The organism is Spongiibacter nanhainus (assembly GCF_016132545.1).
Lineage (GTDB): Bacteria > Pseudomonadota > Gammaproteobacteria > Pseudomonadales > Spongiibacteraceae > Spongiibacter > Spongiibacter nanhainus.
The window spans coordinates 2103283-2129222 of the sequence record NZ_CP066167.1 but is presented as its reverse complement, the minus strand read 5'-3'; the positions used below and the strand labels follow the sequence as shown (position 1 = coordinate 2129222).

General features: G+C 54.9%; 28 protein-coding genes. 16 read left to right on the top strand and 12 right to left on the bottom strand.

What is annotated here, in order from left to right:
* Window positions 1-6: 6 nt before the first annotated feature.
* From I6N98_RS09765 to I6N98_RS09730, 8 genes are all read left to right on the top strand, one after another.
* Complete coding sequence (locus I6N98_RS09765; RefSeq protein ID WP_198568197.1) at window positions 7-177, top strand: hypothetical protein; 171 nt, start codon at window positions 7-9, stop codon at window positions 175-177.
* Window positions 178-185: 8 nt separating this feature from the next.
* Window positions 186-470, top strand: coding sequence for a DUF2933 domain-containing protein (locus I6N98_RS09760; protein ID WP_198568196.1), 285 nt, complete (start codon window positions 186-188; stop codon window positions 468-470).
* 25 nt (window positions 471-495) lie between these two features.
* Window positions 496-1146 carry a methyltransferase family protein gene (locus tag I6N98_RS09755; protein WP_008296010.1) on the top strand — a complete coding sequence of 217 codons (651 nt, stop codon included), beginning with the start codon at window positions 496-498 and terminating at the stop codon, window positions 1144-1146.
* Between the two features lie 13 nt (window positions 1147-1159).
* Complete coding sequence (locus I6N98_RS09750) at window positions 1160-1603, top strand: hypothetical protein (protein WP_198568195.1); 444 nt, start codon at window positions 1160-1162, stop codon at window positions 1601-1603.
* A 41-nt stretch (window positions 1604-1644) separates the two neighbouring features.
* On the top strand, window positions 1645-1992 hold the full coding sequence (locus tag I6N98_RS09745; protein ID WP_198568194.1) for a hypothetical protein: 348 nt from the start codon (window positions 1645-1647) through the stop codon (window positions 1990-1992).
* 189 nt (window positions 1993-2181) lie between these two features.
* Window positions 2182-3534, top strand: coding sequence for an APC family permease (locus I6N98_RS09740; RefSeq protein WP_008284552.1), 1353 nt, complete (start codon window positions 2182-2184; stop codon window positions 3532-3534).
* Between the two features lie 208 nt (window positions 3535-3742).
* The gene (locus tag I6N98_RS09735; protein WP_008296005.1) at window positions 3743-4201 is read left to right on the top strand and encodes a hypothetical protein; all 459 of its coding nucleotides are present in this window, start codon (window positions 3743-3745) and stop codon (window positions 4199-4201) included.
* 47 nt (window positions 4202-4248) lie between these two features.
* The gene (locus tag I6N98_RS09730) at window positions 4249-4503 is read left to right on the top strand and encodes a DUF5676 family membrane protein (RefSeq protein WP_022960193.1); all 255 of its coding nucleotides are present in this window, start codon (window positions 4249-4251) and stop codon (window positions 4501-4503) included.
* 24 nt (window positions 4504-4527) lie between these two features.
* On the opposite strand, the gene I6N98_RS09725 is transcribed toward I6N98_RS09730, so the two are convergent.
* Genes I6N98_RS09725 through I6N98_RS09710 form a run of 4 tightly spaced genes read right to left on the bottom strand, consistent with a single transcriptional unit; the run spans window position 4528 to window position 8189 of the window.
* Complete coding sequence (locus I6N98_RS09725) at window positions 4528-5109, bottom strand: c-type cytochrome (RefSeq protein WP_109720527.1); 582 nt, start codon at window positions 5107-5109, stop codon at window positions 4528-4530.
* 18 nt (window positions 5110-5127) lie between these two features.
* Complete coding sequence (locus tag I6N98_RS09720; protein WP_165831428.1) at window positions 5128-5415, bottom strand: hypothetical protein; 288 nt, start codon at window positions 5413-5415, stop codon at window positions 5128-5130.
* A gap of 57 nt (window positions 5416-5472) precedes the next feature.
* Window positions 5473-6318, bottom strand: a complete 846-nt coding sequence (locus I6N98_RS09715; RefSeq protein WP_232787301.1) for a copper resistance protein B — start codon at window positions 6316-6318, stop codon at window positions 5473-5475.
* Window positions 6315-8189 carry a copper resistance system multicopper oxidase gene (locus I6N98_RS09710; protein WP_123182357.1) on the bottom strand — a complete coding sequence of 625 codons (1875 nt, stop codon included), beginning with the start codon at window positions 8187-8189 and terminating at the stop codon, window positions 6315-6317. The genes I6N98_RS09715 and I6N98_RS09710 overlap by 4 nt, the downstream gene beginning before the upstream one ends.
* Window positions 8190-8386: 197 nt before the next feature.
* Here I6N98_RS09710 and I6N98_RS09705 point away from each other — a divergent pair, with 197 nt between their 5' ends.
* The 5 genes from I6N98_RS09705 to I6N98_RS18610 all read left to right on the top strand — a co-directional run bounded on the left by I6N98_RS09705 (window position 8387) and on the right by I6N98_RS18610 (window position 13050).
* Window positions 8387-9079 (top strand): heavy metal response regulator transcription factor, encoded by a 693-nt coding sequence (locus I6N98_RS09705; RefSeq protein ID WP_008295999.1) that lies wholly within the window; start codon window positions 8387-8389, stop codon window positions 9077-9079.
* Window positions 9066-10523, top strand: coding sequence for a Cu(+)/Ag(+) sensor histidine kinase (locus I6N98_RS09700; RefSeq protein ID WP_198568193.1), 1458 nt, complete (start codon window positions 9066-9068; stop codon window positions 10521-10523). The genes I6N98_RS09705 and I6N98_RS09700 overlap by 14 nt, the downstream gene beginning before the upstream one ends.
* Window positions 10501-10611, top strand: a complete 111-nt coding sequence (locus tag I6N98_RS18865; protein WP_231580283.1) for a MerR family DNA-binding transcriptional regulator — start codon at window positions 10501-10503, stop codon at window positions 10609-10611. The genes I6N98_RS09700 and I6N98_RS18865 overlap by 23 nt, the downstream gene beginning before the upstream one ends.
* A 439-nt stretch (window positions 10612-11050) precedes the next feature.
* A complete protein-coding gene (locus tag I6N98_RS18615) occupies window positions 11051-12082 on the top strand; it encodes a c-type cytochrome (RefSeq protein WP_232787299.1) in 1032 nt (343 codons plus the stop codon).
* On the top strand, window positions 12019-13050 hold the full coding sequence (locus I6N98_RS18610; RefSeq protein ID WP_232787298.1) for an FTR1 family iron permease: 1032 nt from the start codon (window positions 12019-12021) through the stop codon (window positions 13048-13050). The genes I6N98_RS18615 and I6N98_RS18610 overlap by 64 nt, the downstream gene beginning before the upstream one ends.
* On the opposite strand, the gene cadR is transcribed toward I6N98_RS18610, so the two are convergent.
* Window positions 13028-13435, bottom strand: coding sequence for a Cd(II)/Pb(II)-responsive transcriptional regulator (gene cadR, locus I6N98_RS09685; RefSeq protein WP_198571608.1), 408 nt, complete (start codon window positions 13433-13435; stop codon window positions 13028-13030). The genes I6N98_RS18610 and cadR overlap by 23 nt on opposite strands.
* A gap of 80 nt (window positions 13436-13515) precedes the next feature.
* Between cadR and I6N98_RS09680 the strand changes: the two genes are divergently transcribed.
* Window positions 13516-14421 carry a cation efflux transmembrane domain-containing protein gene (locus I6N98_RS09680; protein ID WP_198568192.1) on the top strand — a complete coding sequence of 302 codons (906 nt, stop codon included), beginning with the start codon at window positions 13516-13518 and terminating at the stop codon, window positions 14419-14421.
* Between the two features lie 106 nt (window positions 14422-14527).
* Here the strand turns inward: I6N98_RS09680 and I6N98_RS09675 are convergent, their stop codons facing one another.
* The 7 genes from I6N98_RS09675 to I6N98_RS09645 all read right to left on the bottom strand — a co-directional run bounded on the left by I6N98_RS09675 (window position 14528) and on the right by I6N98_RS09645 (window position 22246).
* Entirely contained in the window at window positions 14528-15436 is a 909-nt protein-coding gene (locus tag I6N98_RS09675) for a cation diffusion facilitator family transporter (RefSeq protein WP_198568191.1), read from the bottom strand.
* Between the two features lie 109 nt (window positions 15437-15545).
* Entirely contained in the window at window positions 15546-15740 is a 195-nt protein-coding gene (locus tag I6N98_RS09670; RefSeq protein WP_198568190.1) for a DUF6316 family protein, read from the bottom strand.
* A gap of 166 nt (window positions 15741-15906) precedes the next feature.
* Window positions 15907-16248, bottom strand: a complete 342-nt coding sequence (locus I6N98_RS09665) for a P-II family nitrogen regulator (protein ID WP_198568189.1) — start codon at window positions 16246-16248, stop codon at window positions 15907-15909.
* 15 nt (window positions 16249-16263) lie between these two features.
* Window positions 16264-19365, bottom strand: coding sequence for an efflux RND transporter permease subunit (locus I6N98_RS09660; protein ID WP_198568188.1), 3102 nt, complete (start codon window positions 19363-19365; stop codon window positions 16264-16266).
* A gap of 15 nt (window positions 19366-19380) precedes the next feature.
* Window positions 19381-20427, bottom strand: coding sequence for an efflux RND transporter periplasmic adaptor subunit (locus I6N98_RS09655; protein WP_198568187.1), 1047 nt, complete (start codon window positions 20425-20427; stop codon window positions 19381-19383).
* Window positions 20424-21794: a TolC family protein gene (locus I6N98_RS09650; RefSeq protein ID WP_198568186.1), complete on the bottom strand. Its 1371-nt coding sequence runs from the start codon at window positions 21792-21794 to the stop codon at window positions 20424-20426. Before I6N98_RS09650 ends, I6N98_RS09655 begins: the two co-directional genes overlap by 4 nt.
* A gap of 107 nt (window positions 21795-21901) precedes the next feature.
* Entirely contained in the window at window positions 21902-22246 is a 345-nt protein-coding gene (locus I6N98_RS09645; RefSeq protein WP_198568185.1) for a DUF2946 family protein, read from the bottom strand.
* A gap of 387 nt (window positions 22247-22633) precedes the next feature.
* Here I6N98_RS09645 and I6N98_RS09640 point away from each other — a divergent pair, with 387 nt between their 5' ends.
* Both I6N98_RS09640 and I6N98_RS09635 read left to right on the top strand, forming a co-directional pair.
* Window positions 22634-24748, top strand: coding sequence for a TonB-dependent receptor (locus I6N98_RS09640; RefSeq protein ID WP_198568184.1), 2115 nt, complete (start codon window positions 22634-22636; stop codon window positions 24746-24748).
* Window positions 24749-25831, top strand: a complete 1083-nt coding sequence (locus I6N98_RS09635; RefSeq protein WP_198568183.1) for a PepSY-associated TM helix domain-containing protein — start codon at window positions 24749-24751, stop codon at window positions 25829-25831.
* Window positions 25832-25940 lie beyond the last annotated feature (109 nt).

Here is a 25940-nt window from a genome sequence, read left to right as displayed (position 1 = left end):
AGGCCAATGAACATCAACAAAGTCACGGCCATTTTTGACGAGTTTCGCCTGAAAAACGTGGAAGAAACTTTGATTCGACATGGGGTGAAGGATTTTACCTTGCATCTAGTTCGTGGGCGTCTGTGGATACACGATAAACGCGGCGCAACAGACAACGATTTTCAATTACACAGGTGAGGTGTGACATGGCGACTCAAAAAACATCATTCTGGTTAACACCCAAAGGACTGGCGGCACTGGGACTTATTGGCGCGGTCACCTATTTTCTGCTCGTCGAGCACCGGCAACACGTCTGGCAATTTCTGCCGTTCCTGATTTTCCTTGCCTGCCCCTTTATGCATCTGTTTATGCACGGCGGACACGGTGGTCATGGTAGCCATGATCAGCATGAAGGCGAGTCCGAGCAGGATGCCTATCAGCGGGGGCTGGAGGAAGGCCGTCGGGAAAACGAAAACCGTCATCACCATTAACCCAATAGATTACAGGAGAAGAAGCATGCACGGTGAATCTGCTTACGGCCTCTGGACGCTGGTGATACTTAATTCGGCGATATTTATTTTCTTTGCCTTCAGCTTTACCAAGCCGCAAACCAAAACTGACTGGCGAAGCTTTGGCGCTTTCTCGGCGTTTATTATTGCCCTATTTACCGAGATGTATGGCTTTCCATTAACCATTTATTTTCTCTCCGGCTGGTTGGCGGAAAAATATCCTGGTATTGATTTTCTGTCCCACGAAAACGGCCATCTTCTGCATACCCTTTTCGGTTTTGAAGGCAACCCTCATTTTGATCCGCTGCATATCGCCAGTAATGTCCTGATCATTTTGGGTTTCTTTTTACTGGCCTCGGCGTGGAGTGTTCTGCACAAGGCGCAGCAGACCCGTTCGCTAGCGACTACCGGCTGGTATGCCCGTTGCCGCCACCCGCAGTACATCGCATTTATCCTGATCATGTTTGGATTTCTGTTGCAGTGGCCGACGATCCTTACCGTGATTATGTTTCCGGTTCTGGTAGTGGTTTACGTGCGACTCGCTAAGCGTGAGGAGCGCATGGCATTGAAGGAATTCGGTGATGACTATCGCCGCTATATGGAAGTCACGCCGGCATGGATTCCGAAATTTAACGTCGATAAAACTGTTTCCAACTGATGAGGGTACTCCGATGAAAAAACTAATCTCCACTTTGGTAATAGCCGCCGCGATTTCTTCGCCCGTCTTTGCGGAAAAAGGGCACGAACATGGCGACAGTAAAGATCAGCCGATGGGCGGAATGATGATGGGCCATGAGCAAATGATGGCTATGCATGAGCACATGCAAAAGATGCACGACATGATGGGAAAAATCAAAGCCGAAACCGATCCGGAAAAACGCCAGCAACTGATGCAGGAACATATGCGAGTCATGCAGAAGGGTATGCGATTAATGGGTGATGGCATGGGAATGGAAATGACAGTAGGTGAGTCATCAAAAATGGACGACATGGATATGATAAAGCGCATGGACATGATGGAAGAACGAATGGGCATGATGCAGATGATGATGGGGAAAATGATGGATCATGAGTCTGAATCCCAAAAAACACCTGTCCACAAACACAAAAAATAGATGGGTTGCTTACTCAACCTGTCGATTGGAGGAAAAACACTATGAGTGAGCATCGATCGGGTATCAATCCAGGTTTTTTAACCAAGCATACCTTGAGCCTGTGCGGGATCAATGAAAACAATACCAAAGCGATTGTTGAGGAAATTGATGAACTTCCCTGTGTTGACAGCGTTCAGTTCGATGCACGTAGAAAAACCTTAAAAATCGCCTACGACGCTTCTCATCACAATATCGATGAAATGATCGCCATTGTCGAAAAGCATGGTGCGGCAATAAAAGACAGCTGGTGGTCCCGAACCAGGCTGAGTTGGCAACGGCAGACCGATGAGAATATCGGGGATAACGCTAAACATGAGGCGCACTGCTGCAACAAGATGCCGCCTCATTAGATGAAAGAGAAAATGAGCAACAAAGAACATCGATTAGGTGTCTCGGAAATTAATCTGGTGAGGGGCCAATTGACGTTGGAACCTGTCGATATGACTAGCAGTCTGTTGAGAAATGCAGTTTTAAGCATCCTGTATACCTTGCAACGAATGCCCAGGAAGAGGGCTGACCATTATATTAAGGGGGCATGAATGGAGGAAAAAGACGATCGTTCGACACATTATGACGAGGGTAGCCTCTCTCTGTCAGGTACGGTGATGCTCGGGACTGGGGTGATGATCGGCGCAGGAATATTTGCGCTAACCGGGCAAATGGCAGAGATGACTGGTGCATTATTCCCATTGGCATTCCTCGCGGCCGCGATCATCGTTGGTTTCAGTGCTTACTCATACATCAAAATATCCAATGCCTACCCATCAGCAGGGGGGATCGGCATGTATCTGCATAAGGCCTATGGCGACCGGTTGCCCACTGCGTTTAATGCACTACTTATGTATTTTTCGATGGTCATCGCGCAGAGTTTTCTAGCGCGTACGTTCGGTTCTTACACCATGCAATTATTTGGCGGTGACCCTTCAGGGCAAATGACTCCTATACTCGGCGTCTCCCTAATTCTGGCGGCGTTCATTGTGAACCTGTTGGGTAATCGGTTGATTCAAGGGGTTGCAGGGTTTATCGGCCTACTGAAAATTGGTGGAATTCTAATCTTTGGTCTCGTCGGCATCTGGTTAGCTGATAGCCTGGCAGTGGACTTTGACCATGTAAGCGAGACCGGTTCAGCCAGTAATTTCCTCGGCGCCACAGCGCTGGGGATTCTGGCATTCAAAGGCTTTACCACTATTACCAATAGTGGTTCCGAGGTGATCGATCCACACCGCAATGTTGGTCGCGCCATTGTTATTTCGATTGCTGCCTGTGTCGTTATCTATACATTGGTTGGTTTTGCGGTGGCCAGTAACCTCTCACTCAGGGAGATTATTCAAACTCGAGATTATTCCCTGGCTGCGGCCGCTCGACCTGCACTCGGTGAGTACGGCGTGTGGTTCACCGTTGCGATTGCCATGCTGGCGACGGCGGGAGGGATTCTTGCCAGTATTTTTGCGGTCTCCAGAATGCTGGCGATGCTAACGGAAATGAAGTTGGTGCCCCATAGCCATTTCGGTATGCCGGGTAGCATTCAGAAACATACATTGGTGTACACCGTGGTTCTTGGACTTGTGCTCACCGCGTTCTTTGATCTTTCCCGTATAGCAGCACTTGGCATCATATTCTATCTGGTGATGGATATCGCCATTCACTGGGGTGTTCTGCGCTACTTGTTGGACGATGTTAAAGCCAAAAGCTGGGTCCCCGTTACCGCGATTATATTAGATTCGCTTGCACTAAGCGGGTTCGTTTGGGTGAAGTTGAATTCAGATCCATTTGTGTTGGGTGTGGCCGTTGTCACAATGATGCTAATCGCGATCGGAGAGCAACTATTCCTTGGATCTGAAAAACGAAAGCAAGCTGTGTCCCAAAGTCAGGCGCATGAACATCATCATTAAAAATCATGTGGAGGAAGCCTGCCAGGCACAGAACGGGACTCTAGTGGTTAACTTTTGTTGTTTGGAGAATGGTAATGGATCAAGTTAGCACACTTAAAGCGATCTATATGGGCATCGACACCCACCAGGAACTGGTGGTGTGTATGCGCAGCTATCGTGACTTTTTGAGACTCTAATCGATGAGTCAATCCACAACTGAGAAAAAATTATGCAAATTGAAACCTTAAAAGATGTGCTGCACTGGACCCGGGAATTTCACCAACATCTCAGTCAGTGCTTATCCCATTGCGCAGACAAGAATACGGATGAACGGGCCCGGATGATTCTTGCTTACCTGTCCGATCACGAAAAAAGTCTCACAAAAGTTGTCAATGGCTTCGAAACCTCGGGCGATGAACATGCGCTGAACACCTGGTGTATGGAATATGTGGCAAAGCATCCTATCGTCCGACATGCACATTGCGACGCGCCTTTTGCCGAGCTTGATGCCGCGCAAATCATGGAGGTGATTGTCGATCAGCATCAGCAGGTGATTGAGCTGTATCGCTATCTCGCCTCAAGGGCGGATATCCCCTCTGCCAAGGAGTTGATAGAATCACTCCGGTCGCTGGAGGAACACGAAATGATGCGTATGGTGCAGTCTGCCAACCGGTTCGGGGATATGTAGAGACACTAATTTATTGCAGATACACCACCATAAACGGAGGAATAGTCATGACACTTAATGCGTTCAAATTCGGGATAGCCAGCGCGATTACCGCGGCGATACTGTGGCTGGCTTGCAGCCTGTTGGTGATGTTAATGCCCGCCATGATGTTATCCATGTCTGGGGAAATGGTGCATATGCAACTGAATGAGATGGGTTGGCATTTGACATTCACTGGCGTTGTTGTGGGACTGGTGGCTTGGTCAGTGTCAGCGGGTATCGCCGGGTGGTTGCTGGCGGCTATTTACAACCGCTTGCAGTAAGCCGAAGGATTATGAGGTGCCATATCAGTGACCATGCCCTTCCGAGTCTTGCCCACGTGCGGTGAGTATCTGGTATTGGTCGGGAGACAGTTCCGGCAACTGCTTCAGGAACGCCACCATGTTCCAGATACGTTCATCGTCATGCCCCGGTCCCCAGGCGGGCATGCCCGAGGCCTTGATGCCATGTTTAACAATCCAGAATTGTCGTTTACTGGCCTCGTCGTCATTTTCGGTGTTACCGGTATGATCGTGTCCATGTTCATCACCCGCTAGAGTTAGGTTGGGTGGTGTGGGATATAACCCCAGGGTGAAATCACTTTCGGTTTTACCCGGCTTCAAATGGCACCCTGCACACATATCATTGTAGTCGGCGCCACCCGCCAGTAACCGCTCCGGTGCGTTTAGGTCGCCAGGAACCTTTATGTCACTGGCAGCACGTGCAACTGAACGTTCACGCAAGGTTTCCAGTAGCCAGTAGGTCGGCCGATTGTGTGGTACATCGGCTCCCATGGGGTAGAGACCTGAATAGAGAAACAGCCCACCACCCACCAGCGCGATGACAGCGGTAATGACCAGACTTTTGATAAAGGTGGTGAGCGCCGACATGAAAACTCCTTGGGTTGATCAGTGTTGGTGTTCTGAATGTTGCTCGCCTGAGCTTTTTTCGTTGTCCTGATGATCAGCCTGCGCTTGATCCTTTTTAGAGTCGTTATGATGCATGTCATTCATGCATTGTTTCATCATGGCTTGCATCACGGGATCATTCATATCCATCTTGCTGTGATCCATATTTGTCATGGCTGCACAATCCGGCTTTTCAGCGTCTTTCATATGCTCTTTAGGATCATGGGCCTGTGCAGATAAAGCGATGCCCAGTGTGGAGAGCACGATGACAGTGGCTAGTGTTTTCATAGTAATAAGGTGTTCCTCATAGGTGTTTGAAAAGTTTCCGTATCAACTTGGTTATTGTTAAAACCAGAATCGCAGTCCTGCGACGAATTGGGTGCCTGACGTATCTTCGCCTGCCGCACGGCGGTAATCAGCTGTGTCGCCATAGGTGTCTGTCCATTCCACACCGATGTAGGGAGAAAATTGACGGCTGAATTCGTAACGCAGGCGCAAGCCCAGCGCGAGATCCGAGAGGCCCGCCCCCAAACTATTATCAGGGTCATCCTTGCCATACAGATTCAGTTCCGCACGGGGCTGTAAAATGAGCCGCTGTGTCAGCAGCAACTCGTACTCGGCCTCGGCAGAGAGTGCGGTCCGACCGTCGTCGCCAACATACGCAGTAACATCCAGCTCAAACCAGTAGGGCGCCAGGCCTTGCATACCAATTGCCAGCCACTGACGGTTCTTGCCTTCGTCATATTGGTCGAGTCGGACGCCGAATTGGGTGTCGAAATAGGCGTTGAGCGCATGGCCCCACAACAGCTCGGTTGAACTTTCTTCTAGTGTGCCGTCTGCGATATCACCTTCCGCTTTGATGACAAAGCGGTTGTAGGTGGTGCCATACCAGGCCTGTATATCGTAAACCGTGCTCTCGCTGTCTTCGTGATACTCCAGGCGATCGCCCAGAACGGACCAGAAGGCGTGTTCGTCCGCCAGTTTCAGTTGCCGCGGCCCCGGCTGTGCATAGGGGCCTTCGGTCAAGGTGTAACCGTCGGAATAAGCGTGGGGATCGCGGGCATCGGCCGGAGCGCTGCCGCCCTGCATTTGCATCTCGTCGTGATCCATTTGCGCCAGGGCCGTATTTACTTGAAGGGCACCGACAATAACAACCAGTGTTGTGAGATATTTCACCGTATTAAGCCTCATGACACTACCACTTCGCGGAACATGCCCGCGTCCATATGAAACAGCAGATGGCAATGCCAGGCCCAGCGGCCCAAGTCATGGGGTGTGGTCAGGTAACTGATACGCTGCGCTGGTTGCACGGGAATGGTATGGCGGCGGGCCCGCAATTCACCCTGATCGGTTTCCAGTTCGCTCCACATGCCGTGTAAATGCATTGGGTGGGTCATCATGGTGTCGTTTTGCAGAATAATTCTAACGCGTTCATTGTGGCGCAGGGAGACCGGTGTGCTTTTACCGAATTCGAGTCCGTCGAAAGACCAGCTATAGCGTTCCATATTGCCGGTAAGATGTAGTTCCAGCTCCCTCGCGGGCGGGCGGCGGTCATCCAGCACACCATCGATGGATTTTAGGTCGGCCAGCGTCAGCACTCGGTGGCCCTGTGGGCGCAACCCACGCTGGCTTAAGTTGCGCAAGCCAATACCCGGATCGTCGAGATTGGTGCGTGGCATGTCCACTCGCATATCCACCGAAGCGCCGTATTCGGTTCGGGCGTGGCGTATGGTGGATGAGGGTTTGGCAAGAGGGTTATCAGAAGCCCGCTGCACGCCGTGCATACTGTGATCCATGGCCATGCCGCCGTGCATCTGGGAATGATCCATGGTGCTGTGATCCATGGCACCCATACTCATGGACCCCTGATCCATACCGCTATGATTCATGCCTTCGTGACCAGTGCCATGACTCATAGCCCCCATCATGTCAGCCATGGTCAACCACTCAACCGGGTCAGGATCTGGTACTGGAGCGGTTAAGCCTTGCCGCACGGTCAGGGTGCCGCGGGCATAGCCGCTGCGTTCCATGCTCTGGGCAAAGATGGTGTAAGCATCGTCCCGCGGTTCGACCATGACATCGTAGGTTTCTCCGGGGCCGAAACGGAATTCATCCACAGTGACAGGTTCAACATCCTGACCATCCGCTTGGATCACCGTTAGCTTCAAACCCGGAATGCGGATATCGTAAAAGCTGTTGCTGGCGGCATTAATAAAACGAAGCCGTACGCGATCACCGCGCTGGAACAACCCGCTCCAATTGCCCGCCGGGGTGGTGCCATTCATTAGGAAGGTGAGGGTGGCCGCCGACAGGTCCGCCAGATCGGTCGGGTTCATCCGCATCTGGTTCCACATCTGGCGCTTTTCCAGGGCTGCCTGTAAGCCCATCTTTGAAACATCGGCTGTGAAATCGAAAAAGGTGGGCTGATTGAAGTTGTAGACATCGCTTTGTACTTTCAGCTTGCTGAAGGTATGCATTGGATCTTCGTCGGTCCAGTCGGACAGCTGCACCACATAATCCTGGTCGGCACGGTGTCTTTCGCCTGCCCGCGGCTCAATAATCAGGGCGCCATACATCCCGGTCATCTCCTGAAAGCCGGAGTGACTGTGGTACCAATAGGTGCCGCTCTGGCGGAGGGTAAAGCGGTAAACAAAGGTTTCTCCCGGTGCGATGCCTGGGTAGCTGATCCCCGGCACACCATCCATTTGATAGGGCAGCAAGATGCCGTGCCAGTGAATAGAGGTAGAAACAGGTAATCGGTTGGTGACGCGGATGGTGACGTCATCGCCCTCGCGCAGCCGTAGCGTCGGTGCCGGAATGGAACCGTTGATGGTGGTCGCCATACGTGTGACACCGGTAAAATTGACAGGTGTTGCGGCGATTACCAGGTCGATTTCACGGCCGCTGAGTACCGGTGCCGAGCCCAGCGCGGTCGCGCCTTTTGCGGCGGCCTGCAACCAGGACGGTGTGGCGGCCAGCACGCCACCGGCTGCAAGGCCCTGCACGAAGCGGCGGCGACTAAGCTGCCAGGGCTGCTTGGGTCGGGGGAAACCATGGGTCATGAGTCAATCTCTTTTCGAATAAGTGATGGTGGTTCCACGTTCTGATTCCGCATACTAGCCAGCCGAGCCTGTCACCCGCATGACTTCAAAATGACAAAGTTGTAATCTGGGTGTCATCTTCTTGTGGGTTAGCCCGGGTTAGGCTGTTTCCAAACCCATTCTGACACGCCATTCTGAACATACGGAGCAGGGCAACGATGCGGCTATTGGTGGTCGAAGACGAAATCAAGACCGGCGATTATGTACAGCAGGGGCTGACCGAGGCTGGCTTTCTGGTCACGTTGGCGCGCAATGGCCTCGACGGCCATCATTTGGCGATGACAGAAACCTTTGATTTACTGGTGCTGGACGTCATGCTGCCGGACGTCGACGGCTGGCGAATCGTGCAGTCACTGCGCGAGGCTGGCCGTCAGACGCCAGTGCTGTTCCTAACCGCCCGCGACAGCGTGGATGACCGCGTAAAGGGCTTGGAGCTGGGTGCTGACGATTACCTGGTCAAGCCCTTCGCCTTTGCCGAGCTGCTGGCTCGGGTGCGCACTCTGTTGCGTCGCAGTACGGTGCCGGTGATGACCGATCAGATCAAAGTTGCCGACCTCACCCTGGATTTACCGCGTCACCGGGCCACGCGCGCTGGGCGTAAGATCAATCTCAGCCACAAGGAGTTTTGCTTGCTGGAGCTGTTGGTCCGGCGACAGGGCGAAGTATTGCCGCGCTCCCTTATCGCCTCCCAGGTGTGGGACATGAACTTCGATTCCGACACCAATGTCATTGACGTGGCCATACGGCGCCTAAGGGCAAAAATCGATGACGATTTTGAGCCCAAGCTGATTCACACCGTGCGTGGCATGGGTTACAAGCTGGAGGTTGAGGACGACCATGAGGAAAGTTAGCCTCGCCCGGAGGCGACCACTGTCACTCAACAGCCGTGTGATGCTGTTTGTCGCGGTCGCTATCGGTTTGAGCTTGCTGATGATCGGCCATTTGGTGCAAAACGAGGTAGAGCGCCATTTTGCTGAACAGGATGCCGACGAATTGGTGGTGATCACTCGTGCTGTTGAGAAGGCTCTGCAAATGGCGAAGGATCAGGCATTGGCTCCGGAGGACGCCCTTGCGCGAGCTGTTTCTGGTCATCACGGCGTCTATTTTCAAGTTTGGGACGATGCGGGACGCTTGGTCTATAGTTCCGTGGACACCGGATCTTTGCCACAAGCGAACACCTATCCCCCTGTGGACCGCATCCAGGTAGACAATCTTTACACCTGGCAATCTGATGGCAAAACCTACCGTGGCACTGCCACCGATACTCGCATCGGTGGTCAGGACTATCGCATCATTGCTGCCATCGATATGGATTTCCATATCCACTTTCTGGAAAATTTTCGTCGCAGTTTGTGGGTGATCATGGTGGCGGCAGGGGCGATAACTCTTCTGGCGGCCGGGTATGGCGTGCATCAGGGGCATGCCCCAATACGTGCTCTCAGTGAGTCTATGGGTAATGTCCAGGCGGATCGGCTGCATGTGCGTCTCGATCCCGACACCGTGCCGGGGGAGCTGAAAACGCTGGTTGATTCGTTTAACCATATGATCAGTCGATTGGAGGACAGCTTTGCTCGACTTTCTCATTTCTCCGCTGATATCGCCCATGAATTGCGCACGCCGCTGACCAACCTGATTACCCAGACCCAGGTGGGTTTGGCTAAATCCAGAAGCCTGGAAGAATATCGCGAACTGTTATATTCAAACCTGGAAGAACAGGAGCGCTTGACCAAGATGGTCAATGACATGCTCTGGCTAGCCCAAAGCGAACACGGTCTGCTCAAGCCCGTCTGGGAACCGCTGGATCTGGCTCGTGAAGTGCGCGAGCTGTTCGATTTTTTTGAGGCGCTGGCGGAGGAAAAGCAAATCGAATTGGTATCGGAAGGCAAGACTCCGATTATACAGGGTGACCGCGCCATGCTGCGTCGTGCATTGTCCAATCTGCTGTCCAATGCCCTACGTCATACATCCGAAGGGGGGCGTGTGCTGGTCGGGCTGGCATTATCGGGCGAGGGTGGAGCATTACTCAGCGTACAGAATCCGGGGCCGAAAATTCCAGCCGAGCATTTGCCCAGAATTTTCGACCGGTTTTACCGGATCGATCCCTCCCGACAACGCCAAAGCGAAGGTACAGGTTTGGGACTGGCTATCGTCAAGTCCATAGTCGAAGCTCATGAGGGGAATATCAAGGTGATCTCCGAGCGCGACGTTACGCGTTTCACGATCAGCTTACCCAGCATGGCTGATGTAGAGGTGAGTGCTACGGGAGAAAGTGATGAGTCAATTGACCATCGGTAAACTGGCACAAGCAGCTCGGGTCAGTGTCGAAACTATTCGTTATTACGAACGCCTCGGGCTTATCGAACAGCCGCTAAAGCCAGCTTAAGGATACCGCACCAACCCAAAAGCCACTCTGAAGCGGGTCTTCTTCATGAAATGAGCCCAAGAGCTAGGATCCACTTTGTAAGAAATCGATAATCTGTTGGCGCCTAGAGAATCGCATTGTCCGGGGTCGCCGTGAAGATCAGGATGATCATGCTGGTGTATCTCAACCAGTCCAGTGTACAAACGCAAGAGGAGTGCGATGCGTGAGGTTGCTCCGACAGAAGATACGCACCGTAATGCCATTCTGCACGGCCCCGGACTGCGGGTACGACTGGTTATGAGAGCAGCTCAATGGAGGCAGAAGGATATCCCGTGTGCCGACAGGAGCCGTGTTGTCAGGAATGCCAACAAACCAGTCACACACTTGACTCTATAGCTACCATAGGCATTAGAATTGAGATTAATTATCATTAGCAACAAGCCAAGTAGAGATCTCGTTAATGCAGGCGCACTGGATATACCGTTTTATAAGCCCGAAGCAATTTGTTTTGAATGTCTCAGTACTGCTGCTGGGCTTATCGTGTTTGCTTCCAGCGACTAGTCAGGCCGAGATGAGTGATGACGGCTGGGCTCAGATGCGTCAATTGGCACAGCTGGCCGAATACATTGCTGTGGATTACGTGGAAGCCGTCAAAGATGGCCATGTGGTCAATGACGGTGAATATCAGGAAATGCTGGAGTTCTCCCAGCTCATTGTGACGAATATTTCTGAGATTCAGGATAAATCAGCCGACGCTGGCGACCTGACAGATCCGGCCAAGGCTTTACAGGAAGCCATCCAGAACAAACAGGCTATTGAAACAATTCGGCAAATGAGCGGCAGCCTGCGGGGTACGTTGTTGGCACTGATGCCGCAGTCGTCCCTGCCGGATCATCTGTTGTCGAAAGCGACCGTCAAAGGGTTGTATGAGAGCCAGTGCGCTTCTTGCCATGGCGCAGCCGGTGGGGGCGATGGTGTGATGGCCGAACAGCTGGAGCCCGCTCCAACCGATTTCACCAGCAAAGAGCGAGCCTTGAACCGGTCACTTCTGGGCCTGTACGACGCCATCTCCAATGGCATAGACGATACCGCAATGCCGGCATTTACCCAACTGACGGAAGAGGAACGCTGGTCGCTGGCGTTCCATGTCGGCGGATTGGCATTCCAATCCGGCTCTGAAGTTACAGGCGAGGCACCCAGCGTCACCTTGTCACAGATGGTTAACCACACGCCGGCGCAACTCGCTGCAGAACATCCGGAGATGACGCAGAAGGGGATCGAACGGTTGCGCGCAAAGCCAGAACTGTTATTCCAGGAAACGACCAATCCTCTGAAAATCACCCGCGACCAACTGCTGCTAGCACAAGAGGCGCACCAGCGCGGCGATTATCAGACAGCACAAGCACTGGCGGTCAGTGCTTCTTTGAATTGGTCGAAAACAGCCTGGATGCGCAGGATAAAGCACTTCGCCAGACGCTCGAAGCCGATATGATGGCGATAAGGCAATTATTGAAGCAGGCACAGTCCCCGGGTGAGGTGGAAAGCGCTGTGAGCCGGACGCTGGCAAGGTTGGATGATGCGGATCGATTGCTTTCGGAATCTACCTTGTCCAATGCGACCCTGTTCAGTGCCAGCTTGGTTATTCTGTTGCGGGAGGGGCTCGAAGCCCTGCTCGTGGTGATTGCCCTGGTGACTGTGCTGGTGCGAACCGGTCGGCGTGACGGACTTCGGTATGTGCATTTGGGTTGGGTAACGGCATTGGTGGCCGGTGTTGCGACCTGGGCTGCCGCGCAGTCCCTGGTGAGTATCAGCGGCGCCAGCCGCGAAGTCATGGAAGGGGTTGCGGCCCTTTTGGCGGCGGTCGTGTTGCTCTATGTCGGCATCTGGATGCACAGTAAAACCCATGCTGCCCAGTGGCAGGCCTATATCCAGCAGCACATCAACTCCCACCTGACTGCGGGTACCCTGTGGGGTCTTGCGCTGCTGGCATTTATTGCGGTTTATCGTGAAGTCTTTGAAACGGTCTTGTTTTATCAGGCGCTGCTGACCCAGGCTGCAGCCGCTCAATATTCATCCGTATTCAGCGGCTTTGTAGCCGGTACTGCTTTCTTGGCCGTATTGGCCTGGGTGTTGGTGCGTTACTCGGTGAAATTACCCATTGCCAGATTCTTTTCCGTCACCACCTACCTGTTGCTGGCCCTGGCGTTTATCCTCATGGGTAAGGCGATGTCGGCACTTCAGGAAGCGGATCTTATCGGTATTACCCCATTGCCTGTCAGTTTTGAATTCGATTGGGTCGGCGTCAAATCCACCTGGCAGGGGATCCTGGCGCAATTGTCGGTACTGGTGGTTTTCCTGGTCTTTCTGGGGCTGGCTAGAAGGCAGCGGAAAAATGCCCCTGTTGCAGAACGTTCAGGAGAGTTTTTGGAACCGGGTGTCACCCGCTCGAAACCGGAGTAGCCGACAAATTCCGCAATATGCCGCACTGCTCCACTGTCCGACGGTTTGAACAGCTGCGGCGCAACATTCTCAGTTGCTCGTTCAGCCTGGTGAGTTCCTGGATACGGGCCTCCACCTGCTCGATATGCCTATCCATCATCCGATTCACATCATCACATTGCGCACCTGGCGAACGGTTTAAAGCCAACAGCTGCCGGATTTCCGGCAAACTGAGATCCAGGCTGCGGCAGTGCTTGATAAACAATAATTGCTCAACGGCAGCTTCATCGTACAGGCGAAAATTGCCTTCACTGCGTTCTGCGGAGGCAATCAATTGTTCCTTTTCATAATGCCGGATGGTTTGCACGGAGCAGCCAGTCACTTTCGACAGTTCGCCGATTTTCATCATCTCTCAATATTCCGATTGACTCTATAGTTGCTATAGAGTTTATAGTGACCGTCCGTACATCCACAAGGGCTTTTTCAATGTCTGACCCGTGCAATGACGGCTGCCAGAGTGCGAAGGTTGCCAATGTCCCCGCCTCTGGGATAGCGAATACTGATACGGCTTTTCAACATGGCTATGTCAGTGACTACCGGGTACCAAAAATGGACTGCCCGTCGGAAGAGGGGATGATTCGCATGGCCCTGGACAGTATTGAGCCCCGCGTTTTACTGGAGTTCGATACACCGAATCGGAAAGTGCGTGTTTTCCATGGTGACAATGGGGCTACCATCGAGGAAAGGATGCGCTCCCTGGGGCTGGGTGCCACGCTCGAAAAAACCACCCCGGTGGGGGAAGAGGATCTAGTCCTGGCCAGGGAGAAGGAAGAGGCAACCGCCCAGGTCGAAGCCGGTATACTGAAGTGGTTGCTGGCCATCAACGGCGTTATGTTCGTGGTTGAACTGACAGTAGGCTGGCTGGCGCAATCCACTGGCTTGATCGCGGATTCTTTGGACATGTTTGCTGATGCCGCCGTCTACGGCGTGGCACTATATGCCGTTGGACACAGTGTGCGGATGAAGCTGCGCGCGGCGCATTTGTCAGGCTGGCTTCAGTTGATTCTGGCGCTGGGGGTCCTGGCTGAAGTCGGGCGGCGATTTGTCTTCGGCAGCGAACCCGTATCCGCGTTAATGATGGGTTTTGGTTTTGTGGCCCTGGCGGCCAACGTCTGGTGTCTGGTGCTTATCGCAAGAAACCGGCATGGCGGCGCGCACATGAAAGCAAGTTGGATCTTTTCCGCTAACGATGTCATCGCCAATTCGGGGGTTATCCTCGCCGGTGTATTGGTCGCCTGGACGGGTTCCCGTTATCCTGACCTGGTCATTGGTCTGATCATCGGGCTGATTGTGTTGAATGGCGCCCGGCGTATTCTGCAACTGCGCTATTAGTCTCTGGTCCTTTCTCGCTGCTCGGATTCATGTCGGCAGAATTCCGCGCCTGGGCGGCCTATTGAAATAGTCTCCACTCTCGCCGACGCTTGCGGAGAACACTCTCTCAACCATGCCCATAGGTGTGGGCATCCTTGTGCACGTGGTCCGGGTGTTCGAATTCCAGTGTCGAATGACTGATATTGAATTCCTGCGCCAGAGCCTGTTTTATCCTGTACTTGATATTCTCAAGCTGATCCCATGCACTTTCCTCGATAATCACATGAGCCTCCAGCGAGGCATCGTGTTCGCCCATCTGCCAAAAATGCACGTGATGAAGATCGATAACGCCTTTGATGTTGGACAGGGCAACAATGACGGCATCGGTATCGATGTCCACCGGGCTGCCCAGCATGAGGATTCTGATGGTTCCGCCGATTTCTGTCAGACCCAGGTAGAGAATGTAGCCCGCGATGCCGATGGTGATGGCAGGATCAACCCAGCGCATGTCGTAGAGTAAAATAAGGGTCCCGCCAATGACCACGGCGACCGACGCGAGTGCATCCGACAGATTGTGAAGAAACAGTGCGCGGATGTTGACGCTGTCTTTTTGCATCGAATAGGTGAGCAACGCTGTCAATGCGTCCACGGCCAGGGCGATGCCACCAAGCCAGACGACCCACCAGCCCTTTACCTCTGGAGGATCAATGATCCGCATGCCACCTTCGTAAACCAGGTAGATCCCGATAATGATCAAGGTAGTGTAGTTGATGAGGGCTGCAACGATTTCAATGCGTCCGTAGCCAAAGGTCATCCTTGCGTCAGCCGGGCGGCGCGCAATTTTTTGCGCCGCGAACGCGATGACGAGTGAGGCCATGTCAGAGAAGTTATGCAAGGCGTCCGCGATAAGGGCGAGACTGCCGGCAACGATACCTCCCCCAATCTGAGCCAGGGTCAGGATCCCGTTCGCCCAGATGGCGATGGCAACGCGTTTATCCTTGATCTCGGGGGCCATATGCACATGGTCGTGGCTCATTGGACTAACCTCGTTTGGTGTCTATGTATAAAAAAGCATCTGCTGTATTCGGCTTACTCTGTACTTGGTCGCCTGTGCCTTGGCGACTTTGTGGATTTTGGGCCATTGGCTACTCATCCTTTTTGACAGTTTTCAGGAATTCCGCAAGGCTGTCTTCGGCCGCTTTTTTGTTCGGGAATGGCCCGATATTTTGACCTTCACGGGTTAAAAAATACCAGTCACTGTTGATGGCGTGGATGCGATGTGTTCGAAAGGGTGAGGCTTCTTTCAAGTCATCTATTCGTTGCTTGGATGGATCACTCATAATCTTATCCTGTCGTCATAACCCTGCACGGTAAAGCCATCCAAAACGGCTTGAACTGACTGTACAAGGTCATGAGCCACAGCTCCTGTTGGAGATGAATCATCAGGCGCAGAGGAAGCGACAGCTGAAATGGAACCCGCCCGCCTGAAGAGGGCGGGTTCTTTTCTCAGACAACCGTACTGTCCTCGGCACCATCTTCGATCCGGATTGCACGATTGACATCGCTGATAAAAATGCGACCATCGCCGCGCAGTCCGGTATGCGCCTCGCTTTTCAGTACCCGGACGACCTCGTCCACGTACTGATCGTGACAGACGATCTCCACTTTCACGTGCTTGACAAAATCCCCCGCGCCCTCAATCGGGTTGGCAGCGCTGGTATTGACTTTGCTACGGCCGAAGCCGACAACGTGGGCGACACTCATGCCGGTGACGCCCTGCACGCGGTGCAGGGCCAGGGTCACGGCTTCCAGTTTGCGGTGTTTGATATAGGCTTTGATCTCTTGCATGACAGTCACTCCGGGTTAATGGGATTCACTCATATCAGCGGGCTTGTCGGCAAACCAGTGATACAGGGCGGGTATAACCAATAGGGTGAGGATGGTGGCGGTCACCAGGCCGCCGACCACGACGGTGGCCAGTGGCCGCTGCACTTCGCTGCCGGTGCCGGTGGCGAACAGCAGCGGGAACAGCCCCAGGGCAGTGGTGACGGCGGTCATGATCACCGCCCGCAGCCTTGCGCAGGCCGCCCGCACGCTGGCTTCGGCAATGGATACGCCGTCCTTGACCAGTTCGTTCAGGTAACTCACCAGCACCAGACCATTTTCCAGAGCGATACCAAACAGGGCGATAAACCCTACCGAAGCCGGCACCGAGAGGCTCTGGCCACTCAGCCACAGGGCGACGATACCGCCGACCAGCGCCAGCGGAATATTGAGCATGATCAACAGGGCGTTGCGCAGGGATCTGAAATTGACGAACAACATCAGGAACACCAGCGCCAGGGTAATGGGCACCACGATCATTAGGCGTTTGTTGGCCTGCTGTTGGAGTTCGAACTGCCCACCCCATTTGAGAAAATAGCCCGGCGGCAAATCCACTTGCTGCTTGATAGCGGCATCGGCCTCGGCCACGAAAGAACCGATGTCCCGGTCGCGAACGTTGGTCTGGATGGTGATAAAGCGCTGATTGTTTTCCCGGGTGATCTGGCGCGGCCCCACCACTTCCTCAATGGTTGCCAGTTCCTCCAGGGGAATGCGCTGCCCGGCGGCGTTCTTGATAATGAGCTGCCCGATGACATCGGCCCGGTTGCGCGCGGGCTCTTCAAGGCGCACATAGATATCAAAGCGGCGGATGCCCTCGAACACCTGTCCGGCCTCCCTGCCGCCCACGGCCACGCTCAGGGTGCGTTGCACATCGCTGACATTGAGGCCGTAACGGGCAATGGCCTCCCGGTTCAACGAAATGCGCAGCTGCGGCGTACCGCCGATTTGGTCGCGCTGCACGTCCTGGGCGCCCTGCACGGTGCGCATCACCTTTTCTATAGCCTGTGCTTTCTCCACCAGCACATCCAGGTCATCGCCAAACAGCTTGGCGGCCAGTTCGGCCTTGGTGCCGGTGAGCAGTTCATCCACAGCGGCGGCAATGGGCTGGGTGAAGTTGAATTGCGCGCCGGGGAAATCGGCGAACTTCTCGCTCATGGCCGCATAAAGGCCATCCAGTGTTTCCGCGCTTTGCCATTCCTCTTGGGGCTTGAGCGCGACGAATATCTCCGCGTTATTCACCGGATCAGCGTGGGCGCCGACTTCACCCCGACCAATGCGCGACACCACCTGGGTAACCTCCGGAAACGCTGCCATCAATTGCCGCTCGAATACGCCAATCGTCGTCTCGGCTTTTTCCAGCGAGATGGACGGCGCCATGGTGGCGCGGATCAGCAGATCCCCTTCATTGAAACGCGGCACAAATTCCGAGCCCAGCCGCGGGGCGACAGCAACGCCGATGAGCAGGACCACTGCCGCCAGGGTCACGGCAATCCAGCGGCGTGCCACCATGGCCTCCACCAGAGGTTGGTAACCTTTTAGCAGCAAACTGACAATGTCCTTGCGAGGTTTGTCGGGGTCTGTCTCGGGGCGCTTCATCAACAGGGAGGAGGCCACAGGCGCCACGATCAGGGCAAAGAACAGGGAGCCGAGCATGGCCACCGCCACCGTATACGCCAGTGGCCGGAAGGTGGCCCCTTCCACGCCCTGCAAGGTGAACAGCGGCAGGAACACAATGATGATTATACTGATGGCAAACAGAATCGGGCGCGCCACCGACTGACAGGCCCGCGCCACCAGGTGCAGGCGCGATTCATCCGGGGAGGATTCCCGCAACATCCGGTCGATATTCTCCACCACGACCACCGCGCCATCCACCATCATGCCGATGGCGATGGCAATCCCACCCAGCGACATCAGGTTGGCGGAGATATCGAAGAATTTCATGGCGAGGAAGGTGAAGCCGACGGAGAACGGAATCGACAGCGCCACCACCAGGCTGGGCCGCAGGCCGCCCATAAAGGCCAACAGCACCAGGGCCACCAGAATAATCCCCTGCAACAGGGCGTTGATCACCGTGCTCACCGCTGCCTTGACCAATGTCGCCTGGTCGTAATAGGGCTGCACCTCGACGCCTTCGGGCAGGTTGGCATTGATGGTGGCCAGCTCCTGCTTAACGGCGCCGATCACCTGGGAGGTATTGCTGCCGATCAGCTTCAATACCATGCCCACCACCACTTCACCTTCGCCGTCCTTGGTGGTGAGGCCGCGGCGGATTTCGCCGCCGATGTCCAGCTCGCCCAGCTGGTGCAGGTAAACGGGTGTGCCGTCGATGGTTTTCACCACGATATTGCGCAGGGCTTCAAGATCCGTGGCCAGACCCACGGAGCGGACGATGTACTCCTCATCGTTTTTGACGATGAACTGCGCCCCGGCGTTGGCATTGTTGGCCTCGATGCGCTCCTTGATGTCGGGCAGCGATACGTCGTAGCGGATCAGTGCGTCGGGGTCGATACGCACCTGGAACTGCTTGACCTCACCGCCGATGGAGAGGACTTCCGTAACGCCTTTTACCGTCTGTAGGTTGAACTTGACGATCCAGTCCTGAATTTCCCGCAGCTCGATGTTGCTGTATTGCCCGCTGGTATCCTCCAGCACGTAGAACAGAATCTGGCCGAGTCCTGTCGTGATGGGGCCCATCACCGGTTCGCCGAAACCGTCGGGAATAGCCTCCCGGGCCACCTGTAGTCGTTCCCCCACCAGCTGGCGGGCAAAGTAAATATCGGTGCCATCCTCGAAGTAGATATTGACCACCGACAAGCCGAAGTTGGAGATCGACCGCACGTGATCCAGTTGCGGTAGGCCATTCATGGCACTTTCGATGGGGTAGGTGACGTATTTCTCGACTTCCTCCGGCGCCAGGCCTTCGGTTTCCACAAAGACCTGCACCAACGCCGGTGAAATATCCGGGTAGGCGTCAACCGGCAGGGTGCGATAGGCGAAGTAACCGCCGATAAGCATCGCCAGAGAGATCACGACCACTAACAGTCGGTTCTCCAGCGCAAAACGAATAAGAGTTTGCATACTGTTCTCCCGCGATTAGTGGTTGTGACCGGATTCGAATTCGCTTTTTTGCAGCTGGGCCTTGAGCACGAATCCGCCTTTGGCCACATAGCGTTCACCCGCGTCGAGGCCCGCCAATATCTCCACCGCGTCGCTGTCCCCGCGCCCCAGTTTGACCGGGCGAGGCTCCCAGCTGTCGTCGTGCTCAACGAATATTGTGGGTTGGCCCTCCAGGTCGATAATGGCGGTCCTGGGTGCCACGACGGCGGCGGGAAATTCACCTAGAGTAATTTGGCCTTCAATGAACATCCCCGGTTTCCAATCATTGTCAGGATTGGCCAGGAAGACCCGCGCCAGGCCTGTGCGGGTGGCCTCGTCTACCAGCGGCGCCACATAGTCCAGCCTGGTCTCCACGGGTGCGGGACCGTGGCTGGTGGTTACCCGCACCGGCTGTCCGGCTTCTACCAGCGGCACTTGCTTGGGGTAGAGAGCAATATCCACCCACAGTGTGGACAGGTTCGCGACGACGAAAGCGGTATCATCGGGTGCCAGGTGTTCCCCCAAGGTGACGTGGCGTTTGATGACAACGCCATCGATCAGGGATTTCAGCTGAAAGCGGGACAGTGTCTCGGAACTTTCGGCGACGGCGAGCACATCGCCGGCCTTAACCCGGTCACCGGTTTTTGCCTGTACCTCGACGATCTTTGCCGCAAAGCGGGGCGTGATATGAGCCACGGCCTCCTCGTTGAGTTTCACCTCGCCGGGCAGCGATACCTGTTGGCGAATCACACCGGCCTCGGCGGTGGCGATTTCACCGCCAAAATCGCGTAGCAGATCGGCGCTAAAGGTTAGATCAGGTTCTTCCTCTTCATGACCTTCATGCGCGTCTTCTTTGGCATGGTCGCCGTCATCGTCAGCGTGATCTTCCCCGGCATGTTCCTCTTCGGAGTGTTGCTTTTCATCTGCGTGCTGAGCGCCTTCTTCAGTGTGAGCGGCTTGATCTGATGGGGCGGCGATTGTGCTTTGAGATGCCATGGCGGCTAGCAGCAAGCCGCCCATTAAATAATTCAGTAACTTGTTCATTGTGATTCATCCTGTGGCGAAAGAGACGCTTCATCATCGATGCTGTCCAGCGTGGGCAGGCGCAGATCGGACCGGAAATCATTGGCCGCGTCTGTGGGGTAGAGTGACTGGCGGTCCCCCGTGAGCGGCTGGCCGGTCAAGGTCTCCAGGGTGATAAGGGTTTGGTGAAAGTCGGTGGCGGCGGCAACGGCCTCGGTCTCGAAGGACAGCAGCTGGCGCCGGGCTTCCACCAGTTCCAGATAGGAAAAGCGTCCGTCGCCGTAGCCTTCCTGAATCAGCGTCAGTGCCTGTTGTGCCTCGGGCAGTATCTGCTCACGCAACAGGGTGACCCGCTCGCGAGCCTGTTCCAGTTGGGCGAAGGCATTGCGTAGTTCCGTGAAAACCTTTACTCGGGTGGTCTTCTCTTCGAGATCCAGTTTCGCCAGATCCTCCCGCGCGGCCCTGATGTCGCCCTGGTTGCGGTTAGAGACGCCAAGAGGCATGGAAAACGAAAAAACCACACCCGTATCGCCGGTGCCTTCGACCCGTCTGATGCCCGCGCCGACTTCGATGTCCTGTCGGCCCCGGGCAATGGCCAGGTCCAGTTCGGCCTTACGCAGTCTTTCCAGGGTCATAAACCGTTGCAGCTGCGGGGCCTGTTCCAGTTGGCGCTGGACGCTGGCAAACTCAGGCGTCGGCGCTAACGCGAAGAGTTCGGCCTCTACATCACCAAAATCCGCCGAGGTTTCGCCCCACAGACTCGCCAGGCGCCGCTTGGCATTGCCCAGGCGCACCCTGAGATTGCTCAACGCCAGCTTGGCTTGCATCAAGTCCGTGCGGGCGCGGCTCAGTTCGGCTCGGCTGGCGCTGCCAGCGTTAAACCGCCTTCGGGCGACGTTTTCTGCGGTGCTTGTAAACTCCACGACTTCCCGGGCAAAGGCCAGCAGGCGCTGGGTTTGCGCCACTTCCAGGTAGCGGCTGGCCGCCGCCGACAGTGCGTCCAGGCGGGCCAGTTCGTAGTCACGTTCGAGGGTTTGGCGACGCCATTGGCCAACATCCCGGCGCAGGGGGCGTTTGCCGCCCATCTCAATGACCTGGCTGAGCGCCAGGGTGGTTTCCATGGCGTCAGTTCCCGAGAATTCACCACTACCGGCGATATTCTCGACGTCGAGGGAGACCTGTGGATTGGGTCGGAACCCGGCCTGGAGAGCCCGCGCCTCGGCCGCGCGAATATCGTAGGGATACATCGCCAATTCGGGGTTATCACTGAGCACCCGGGCGAACGCCTCGGGTAGCGTCAGTGTTGCCGGGTCGCGGTCAGCGGCCTGGATAAGCCCGGGCAGGCTTACCAGCGCGCCGCAAATTAGCAGGCGCGCTGTCCGGATCATCAGGCTTCGGCCTGAATCCGGGGACAAACGGAATAGCATGAACATGAATTACCTCACGTAAAGATTTTTGAAAAATCCTGGCGCCGGTCGAGGACCGGAAAGTGAGGTTAGGCTATGGGCGGTCGAAGTATCGCAGCGATGAGGGGAGACGGGTGGTCGACGATATAGCGTAGTGTGACCTGGTTGGAGGAGGCAGTCGGCAGCGTGGGCAGCTGCATGGACAGCAGCATATGAGAGCCATGGCAATGGCATGAGTGGCAATGGCCGAGCGGTGTGTTGTGGTCTGATCCCGGTGACGGGTCTGTCGCTTGGGTTGAACCGTCTCCCCCGGACATATCCGCCAACTCATGGGGTTGGTGATCCGAATGGATGGGCGATACATCAGCGGCGATGGATAGTGACTGCACTACCATCAATACCGCAAACAGTATTAGCGTCCAGTTTTTTGCCATTCGGTTATCAAGTGACCCCTGTGTGAAGAGAGCCGAAGTCTACCATAAGTCAAGGTTCGGTCAACTTAGTCGTGCAGATTCAATACATCTGAGACAAATCTAGCGGTAATCTCCCCACTTATAACGGGCCCGATAAGTAGAGGGTTAAGCTGCTTTTAGCAGCTGATCTGTTAAGTATCACCTTGTGCTTCTGCAACCTCAAATTCGCACTTCTATTTCCCATTCCACTCTATTCCCTTTATCCGAAAAGTCATCTGATCAAATGATATTAATTCTTATTCATATTGCAAATAAGAATTAATATCATTTATAATGGCGCCGATCCGTCCCGGTCACTCCCCGGGCTGTCGACTCAAAACATTCTGACTTTAGAAAACAGGAACACGCATGAATTGGAGAAAACCTGCCGCCTATATTGTTACGGCATGCAACACACTGGCTGCGAGCGGCGTATTTGCCGACGTCAATAAAGTGGAAGAAGTGATCGTATCCGCCAGCAGAACCAATAAGCCCATTACGGCCATACCCAACACGGTAAAAGTGATTGACCGGGAAGCCCTGGAGGCACAGCTGGCCACCAGCACCAGCCTGCTTGACGGGCTTAGCTTTGCTGTCCCGAGCCTGACGCCCGCACACCAGAAAATGACCAGTAATGGCGTGACGTTGCGGGGCAGAACACCCCTTTACATGGCCGACGGTATCCCGCAGTCAACACCGCTGCGCAACGGCGAGCGCAGTGGTTTTACGATTGATCCTGCCTTTATCGACCGCGTCGAAGTCATTTACGGCGCCAATGCCATTCAGGGGGTGGGCGCCACCGGCGGTGTCATCAATTACGTGACCGTTGATGCGCCGGAAAGTGGTGATTTGCTTCAAAAGGTAGCAACGAGACTGACCAGTGATAACTTCGAAGGCGATGGCTTTCATTACAAACTATCCGGGTTATTGGGCAAGAAGTTCGACAATATGGATGTGGTTTTTGGTGTGGCTCGCGATGTCCAGGACCTGTACTACGACGGCAATGGTGACCCCATAGCGGTCGACCCTATCCAGGGTGACACTATGGATAGCCGAACCTGGAACATTTTTACCAAGGCCGGCCTGGATCTGGACGAATACCAGCGCATTGAAATGACAGGCAATTATTTTGACCTGGACGGTGACGGCGACTACCGCGTGGTTGATGGAAATGCACTTGCCGGTATTCCAGCGACTTCCGAGAGCGGAAAGGGTGAGGGTGATCCCACCTACAACGAGGCCCTGAACCTGTCTGTAGCCTACAGCCACAGCAATCTGCTGGGTGGAGAGTTGACCCTGCAGGGTTTCTACTATGACTTCTACGCCCTGTACGGCGGCGGCACGTTCCCCGCGTTCCAGGACCCGGCCATCGCTCTGGCGGGGACTCTGTTCGATCAGTCCGCCCTCAGTTCGGAGAAATACGGCACCAAGCTGACCTTTGTTCGCGACAACACCTTCTGGGATGGGCTCCAAGTGGCGGCGGGTGTCGATTATCTGCGCGACAAGACCTATCAGGAACTGGCTCAAACGGACCGTTTGTGGGTGCCGGAAATGATCTACAAGGGTTGGGCGCCCTTTGTGCAGCTGGAGCAGCGCCTGGTGGACGACCGCCTGCGTCTGTCATTCGGTGGTCGCTTCGAAAATGTTGAACTGGAAGTACCGGATTTCACCACCGTCGCTGGGGCCAACAACACGTTTGTTGAGGGCGGAGAGCCGAGCTTCGAAGAGCTGCTAGGCAATGCCGGCATCGTTTTCGACGTGACGGAAGACCTGACGGTTTTTGTCTCCTACGCGGAAGGTTTTACCATGCCCGACGCCGGGTTGATCCTACGGGGTGTAAATATCCCGGGGCAAACCATTGACGAACTGGTCGACCTACAACCCGTCGTGGCTGACAACCTGGAAACCGGCATCAATTACCGCCGGGGTGGGTTGGACATAGCGGCCAGTTATTTCTGGTCGGATTCAGACCTGGGGTCTCGCATCCTGGTGGTAGACGGTGTCGGTCAAATCACCCGGCAAAAAACCGAAATTGAGGGACTCGAAGTATCAGCCGCTTACCACTTCGACTCAGGCGTCAGCACTGGAATCGCCTACAGCAAGTTGGAAGGCCGTTTCGACAGCGACGGCGACGGTTCAGTGGACAAGGATCTGGATGGCCGCAATATCGCGCCGGATCGTATCAATATCTATGTTGAAGCCCCCCTCGCTGCCAACTGGCACGGCCGTTTGCAATACTCAAAACTGTTGGATCGGGATTTCGACGGCGGCCTGCCTCAGCACGATTTCGACGGTTACAGCGTAGTGGATGCAGTAGTTTCATACCGGGATGCAAGCCTGGGGAACTTTACCCTCGGCATCGAAAACCTCCTCGACGAGGATTACATCACCTACTATTCGCAAACCCTGACCTACGTGAATAACAGCACCTATTTCGCCGGCCGTGGGCGGGCCGTCAGTCTGGGGTGGCAGAAAACATTCTAAGTGAGAACGTTGCTGACCCTTCATCGATGGGTTGGAGCTGTATTCGGGCTGGCTCTCTCCCTCTTCGGGCTTTCCGGCGCACTACTGGTTTGGAAAAACCAGTGGTTGCGCTGGACTCTGACAGATGAAGCCGGGATTCCTGCGAGGGGAGTGGAGAGCCTCACCCGTATCGTTAAACGGGCACTGCAGGAGAGCAACGGAGAAGCCAACTACATAGTGTTTTCCAGTCCTGAGCTTGCTGTCAATCTGGTTTCCACCGGACGGCATACCGGCTTTTACAGTGATAACCTGGGCAATGTCATAACCCACTGGGCATCCCGACTGGAGCGACTGGAGTTGTGGCTGTTTGATTTACACCACGATCTTTTGCTGGGGCCCAACGGAACAACCCTCGGTGGGTTGCTGGCGTTATTGGGCCTGTTCTTTACCTTGAGCGGACTTTTCCTTTGGTGGCGAACCCGGCGGCACTTTTCCTGGCGCCTGTGGCCAACGTCGTTTTCCCGGCGGGATCTGGCCAGACACCACCGCAACCTTGGCGCGCTGTTTGCTCCGTTACTGATAGTGGTAATGCTCACGGGCCTGATGATGGCCTGGCGCCCGGTGGCGCTGTGGGTGTTGTCGCCGTTTTCTTCCGTTGACGAAATGCAGGCCGCCGTCGCGCCTCCAGCTGTTTCCGGGAGTGATTTCGCAGACATTGACTGGGCAAACATTATCACCCGGGCACAACAAGCGTTTCCAGACGCGAGCCTACGCCTGATTTCGATACCGCAGGCTACCGGTGATCTCGTAGGGCTGAGAATGAAGCAGCCGGAAGAGTGGCTGCCCAATGGACGGACGCTACTCTGGTTTGATCCGCAGACCGGCGATCTCATCGAGTCGAAGGACGCGCTTACAATGCCCCTGGGGGTCCGGGTGAATAATCTCGTCTACCCGGTCCACGCCGCCAAGGTCGGCGGCATCGTTTATCAATTAATAATGACTCTGGTAGGGTTGGTATTGACGATGCTGGGGAGCCTTGTGGTTGTGAAGTTCTGGATGGACCGCCATAGGATCAATAGGATCAGCGTTCCTCCCAGAATTTGAGTGAACTGCTACGGGCATAGAGTCTGATGAGCTGAATCGCCCAGGCCAAATATACTTGCGCCGTTTACTGGGTGGCTAGCGCATTTTTTACTGTCTTTGGACTTGGCAC

Bases quoted from the DNA above. Each gene is read 5' to 3' on its own strand.
- I6N98_RS09750 (WP_198568195.1), top strand. From the start codon at position 1,160: ATGAAAAAACTAATCTCCACTTTGGTAATAGCCGCCGCGATTTCTTCG.
- I6N98_RS09740 (WP_008284552.1), top strand. From the start codon at position 2,182: ATGGAGGAAAAAGACGATCGTTCGACACATTATGACGAGGGTAGCCTC.
- I6N98_RS18865 (WP_231580283.1), top strand. From the start codon at position 10,501: ATGAGTCAATTGACCATCGGTAAACTGGCACAAGCAGCTCGGGTCAGT.
- I6N98_RS09760 (WP_198568196.1), top strand. From the start codon at position 186: ATGGCGACTCAAAAAACATCATTCTGGTTAACACCCAAAGGACTGGCG.
- I6N98_RS09665 (WP_198568189.1), bottom strand. From the start codon at position 16,248: ATGCAAGAGATCAAAGCCTATATCAAACACCGCAAACTGGAAGCCGTG.
- I6N98_RS09745 (WP_198568194.1), top strand. From the start codon at position 1,645: ATGAGTGAGCATCGATCGGGTATCAATCCAGGTTTTTTAACCAAGCAT.
- I6N98_RS09645 (WP_198568185.1), bottom strand. From the start codon at position 22,246: ATGGCAAAAAACTGGACGCTAATACTGTTTGCGGTATTGATGGTAGTG.
- I6N98_RS09655 (WP_198568187.1), bottom strand. From the start codon at position 20,427: ATGAACAAGTTACTGAATTATTTAATGGGCGGCTTGCTGCTAGCCGCC.
- I6N98_RS09675 (WP_198568191.1), bottom strand. From the start codon at position 15,436: ATGAGCCACGACCATGTGCATATGGCCCCCGAGATCAAGGATAAACGC.
- I6N98_RS09670 (WP_198568190.1), bottom strand. From the start codon at position 15,740: ATGAGTGATCCATCCAAGCAACGAATAGATGACTTGAAAGAAGCCTCA.
- I6N98_RS09650 (WP_198568186.1), bottom strand. From the start codon at position 21,794: ATGATCCGGACAGCGCGCCTGCTAATTTGCGGCGCGCTGGTAAGCCTG.
- I6N98_RS09730 (WP_022960193.1), top strand. From the start codon at position 4,249: ATGACACTTAATGCGTTCAAATTCGGGATAGCCAGCGCGATTACCGCG.
- I6N98_RS09725 (WP_109720527.1), bottom strand. From the start codon at position 5,109: ATGTCGGCGCTCACCACCTTTATCAAAAGTCTGGTCATTACCGCTGTC.
- I6N98_RS18615 (WP_232787299.1), top strand. From the start codon at position 11,051: ATGCAGGCGCACTGGATATACCGTTTTATAAGCCCGAAGCAATTTGTT.
- I6N98_RS09700 (WP_198568193.1), top strand. From the start codon at position 9,066: ATGAGGAAAGTTAGCCTCGCCCGGAGGCGACCACTGTCACTCAACAGC.
- I6N98_RS09755 (WP_008296010.1), top strand. From the start codon at position 496: ATGCACGGTGAATCTGCTTACGGCCTCTGGACGCTGGTGATACTTAAT.
- cadR (WP_198571608.1), bottom strand. From the start codon at position 13,435: ATGAAAATCGGCGAACTGTCGAAAGTGACTGGCTGCTCCGTGCAAACC.
- I6N98_RS09640 (WP_198568184.1), top strand. From the start codon at position 22,634: ATGAATTGGAGAAAACCTGCCGCCTATATTGTTACGGCATGCAACACA.
- I6N98_RS09715 (WP_232787301.1), bottom strand. From the start codon at position 6,318: ATGAGGCTTAATACGGTGAAATATCTCACAACACTGGTTGTTATTGTC.
- I6N98_RS09765 (WP_198568197.1), top strand. From the start codon at position 7: ATGAACATCAACAAAGTCACGGCCATTTTTGACGAGTTTCGCCTGAAA.
- I6N98_RS09710 (WP_123182357.1), bottom strand. From the start codon at position 8,189: ATGACCCATGGTTTCCCCCGACCCAAGCAGCCCTGGCAGCTTAGTCGC.
- I6N98_RS09660 (WP_198568188.1), bottom strand. From the start codon at position 19,365: ATGCAAACTCTTATTCGTTTTGCGCTGGAGAACCGACTGTTAGTGGTC.
- I6N98_RS09720 (WP_165831428.1), bottom strand. From the start codon at position 5,415: ATGAAAACACTAGCCACTGTCATCGTGCTCTCCACACTGGGCATCGCT.
- I6N98_RS09705 (WP_008295999.1), top strand. From the start codon at position 8,387: ATGCGGCTATTGGTGGTCGAAGACGAAATCAAGACCGGCGATTATGTA.
- I6N98_RS09735 (WP_008296005.1), top strand. From the start codon at position 3,743: ATGCAAATTGAAACCTTAAAAGATGTGCTGCACTGGACCCGGGAATTT.
- I6N98_RS09680 (WP_198568192.1), top strand. From the start codon at position 13,516: ATGTCTGACCCGTGCAATGACGGCTGCCAGAGTGCGAAGGTTGCCAAT.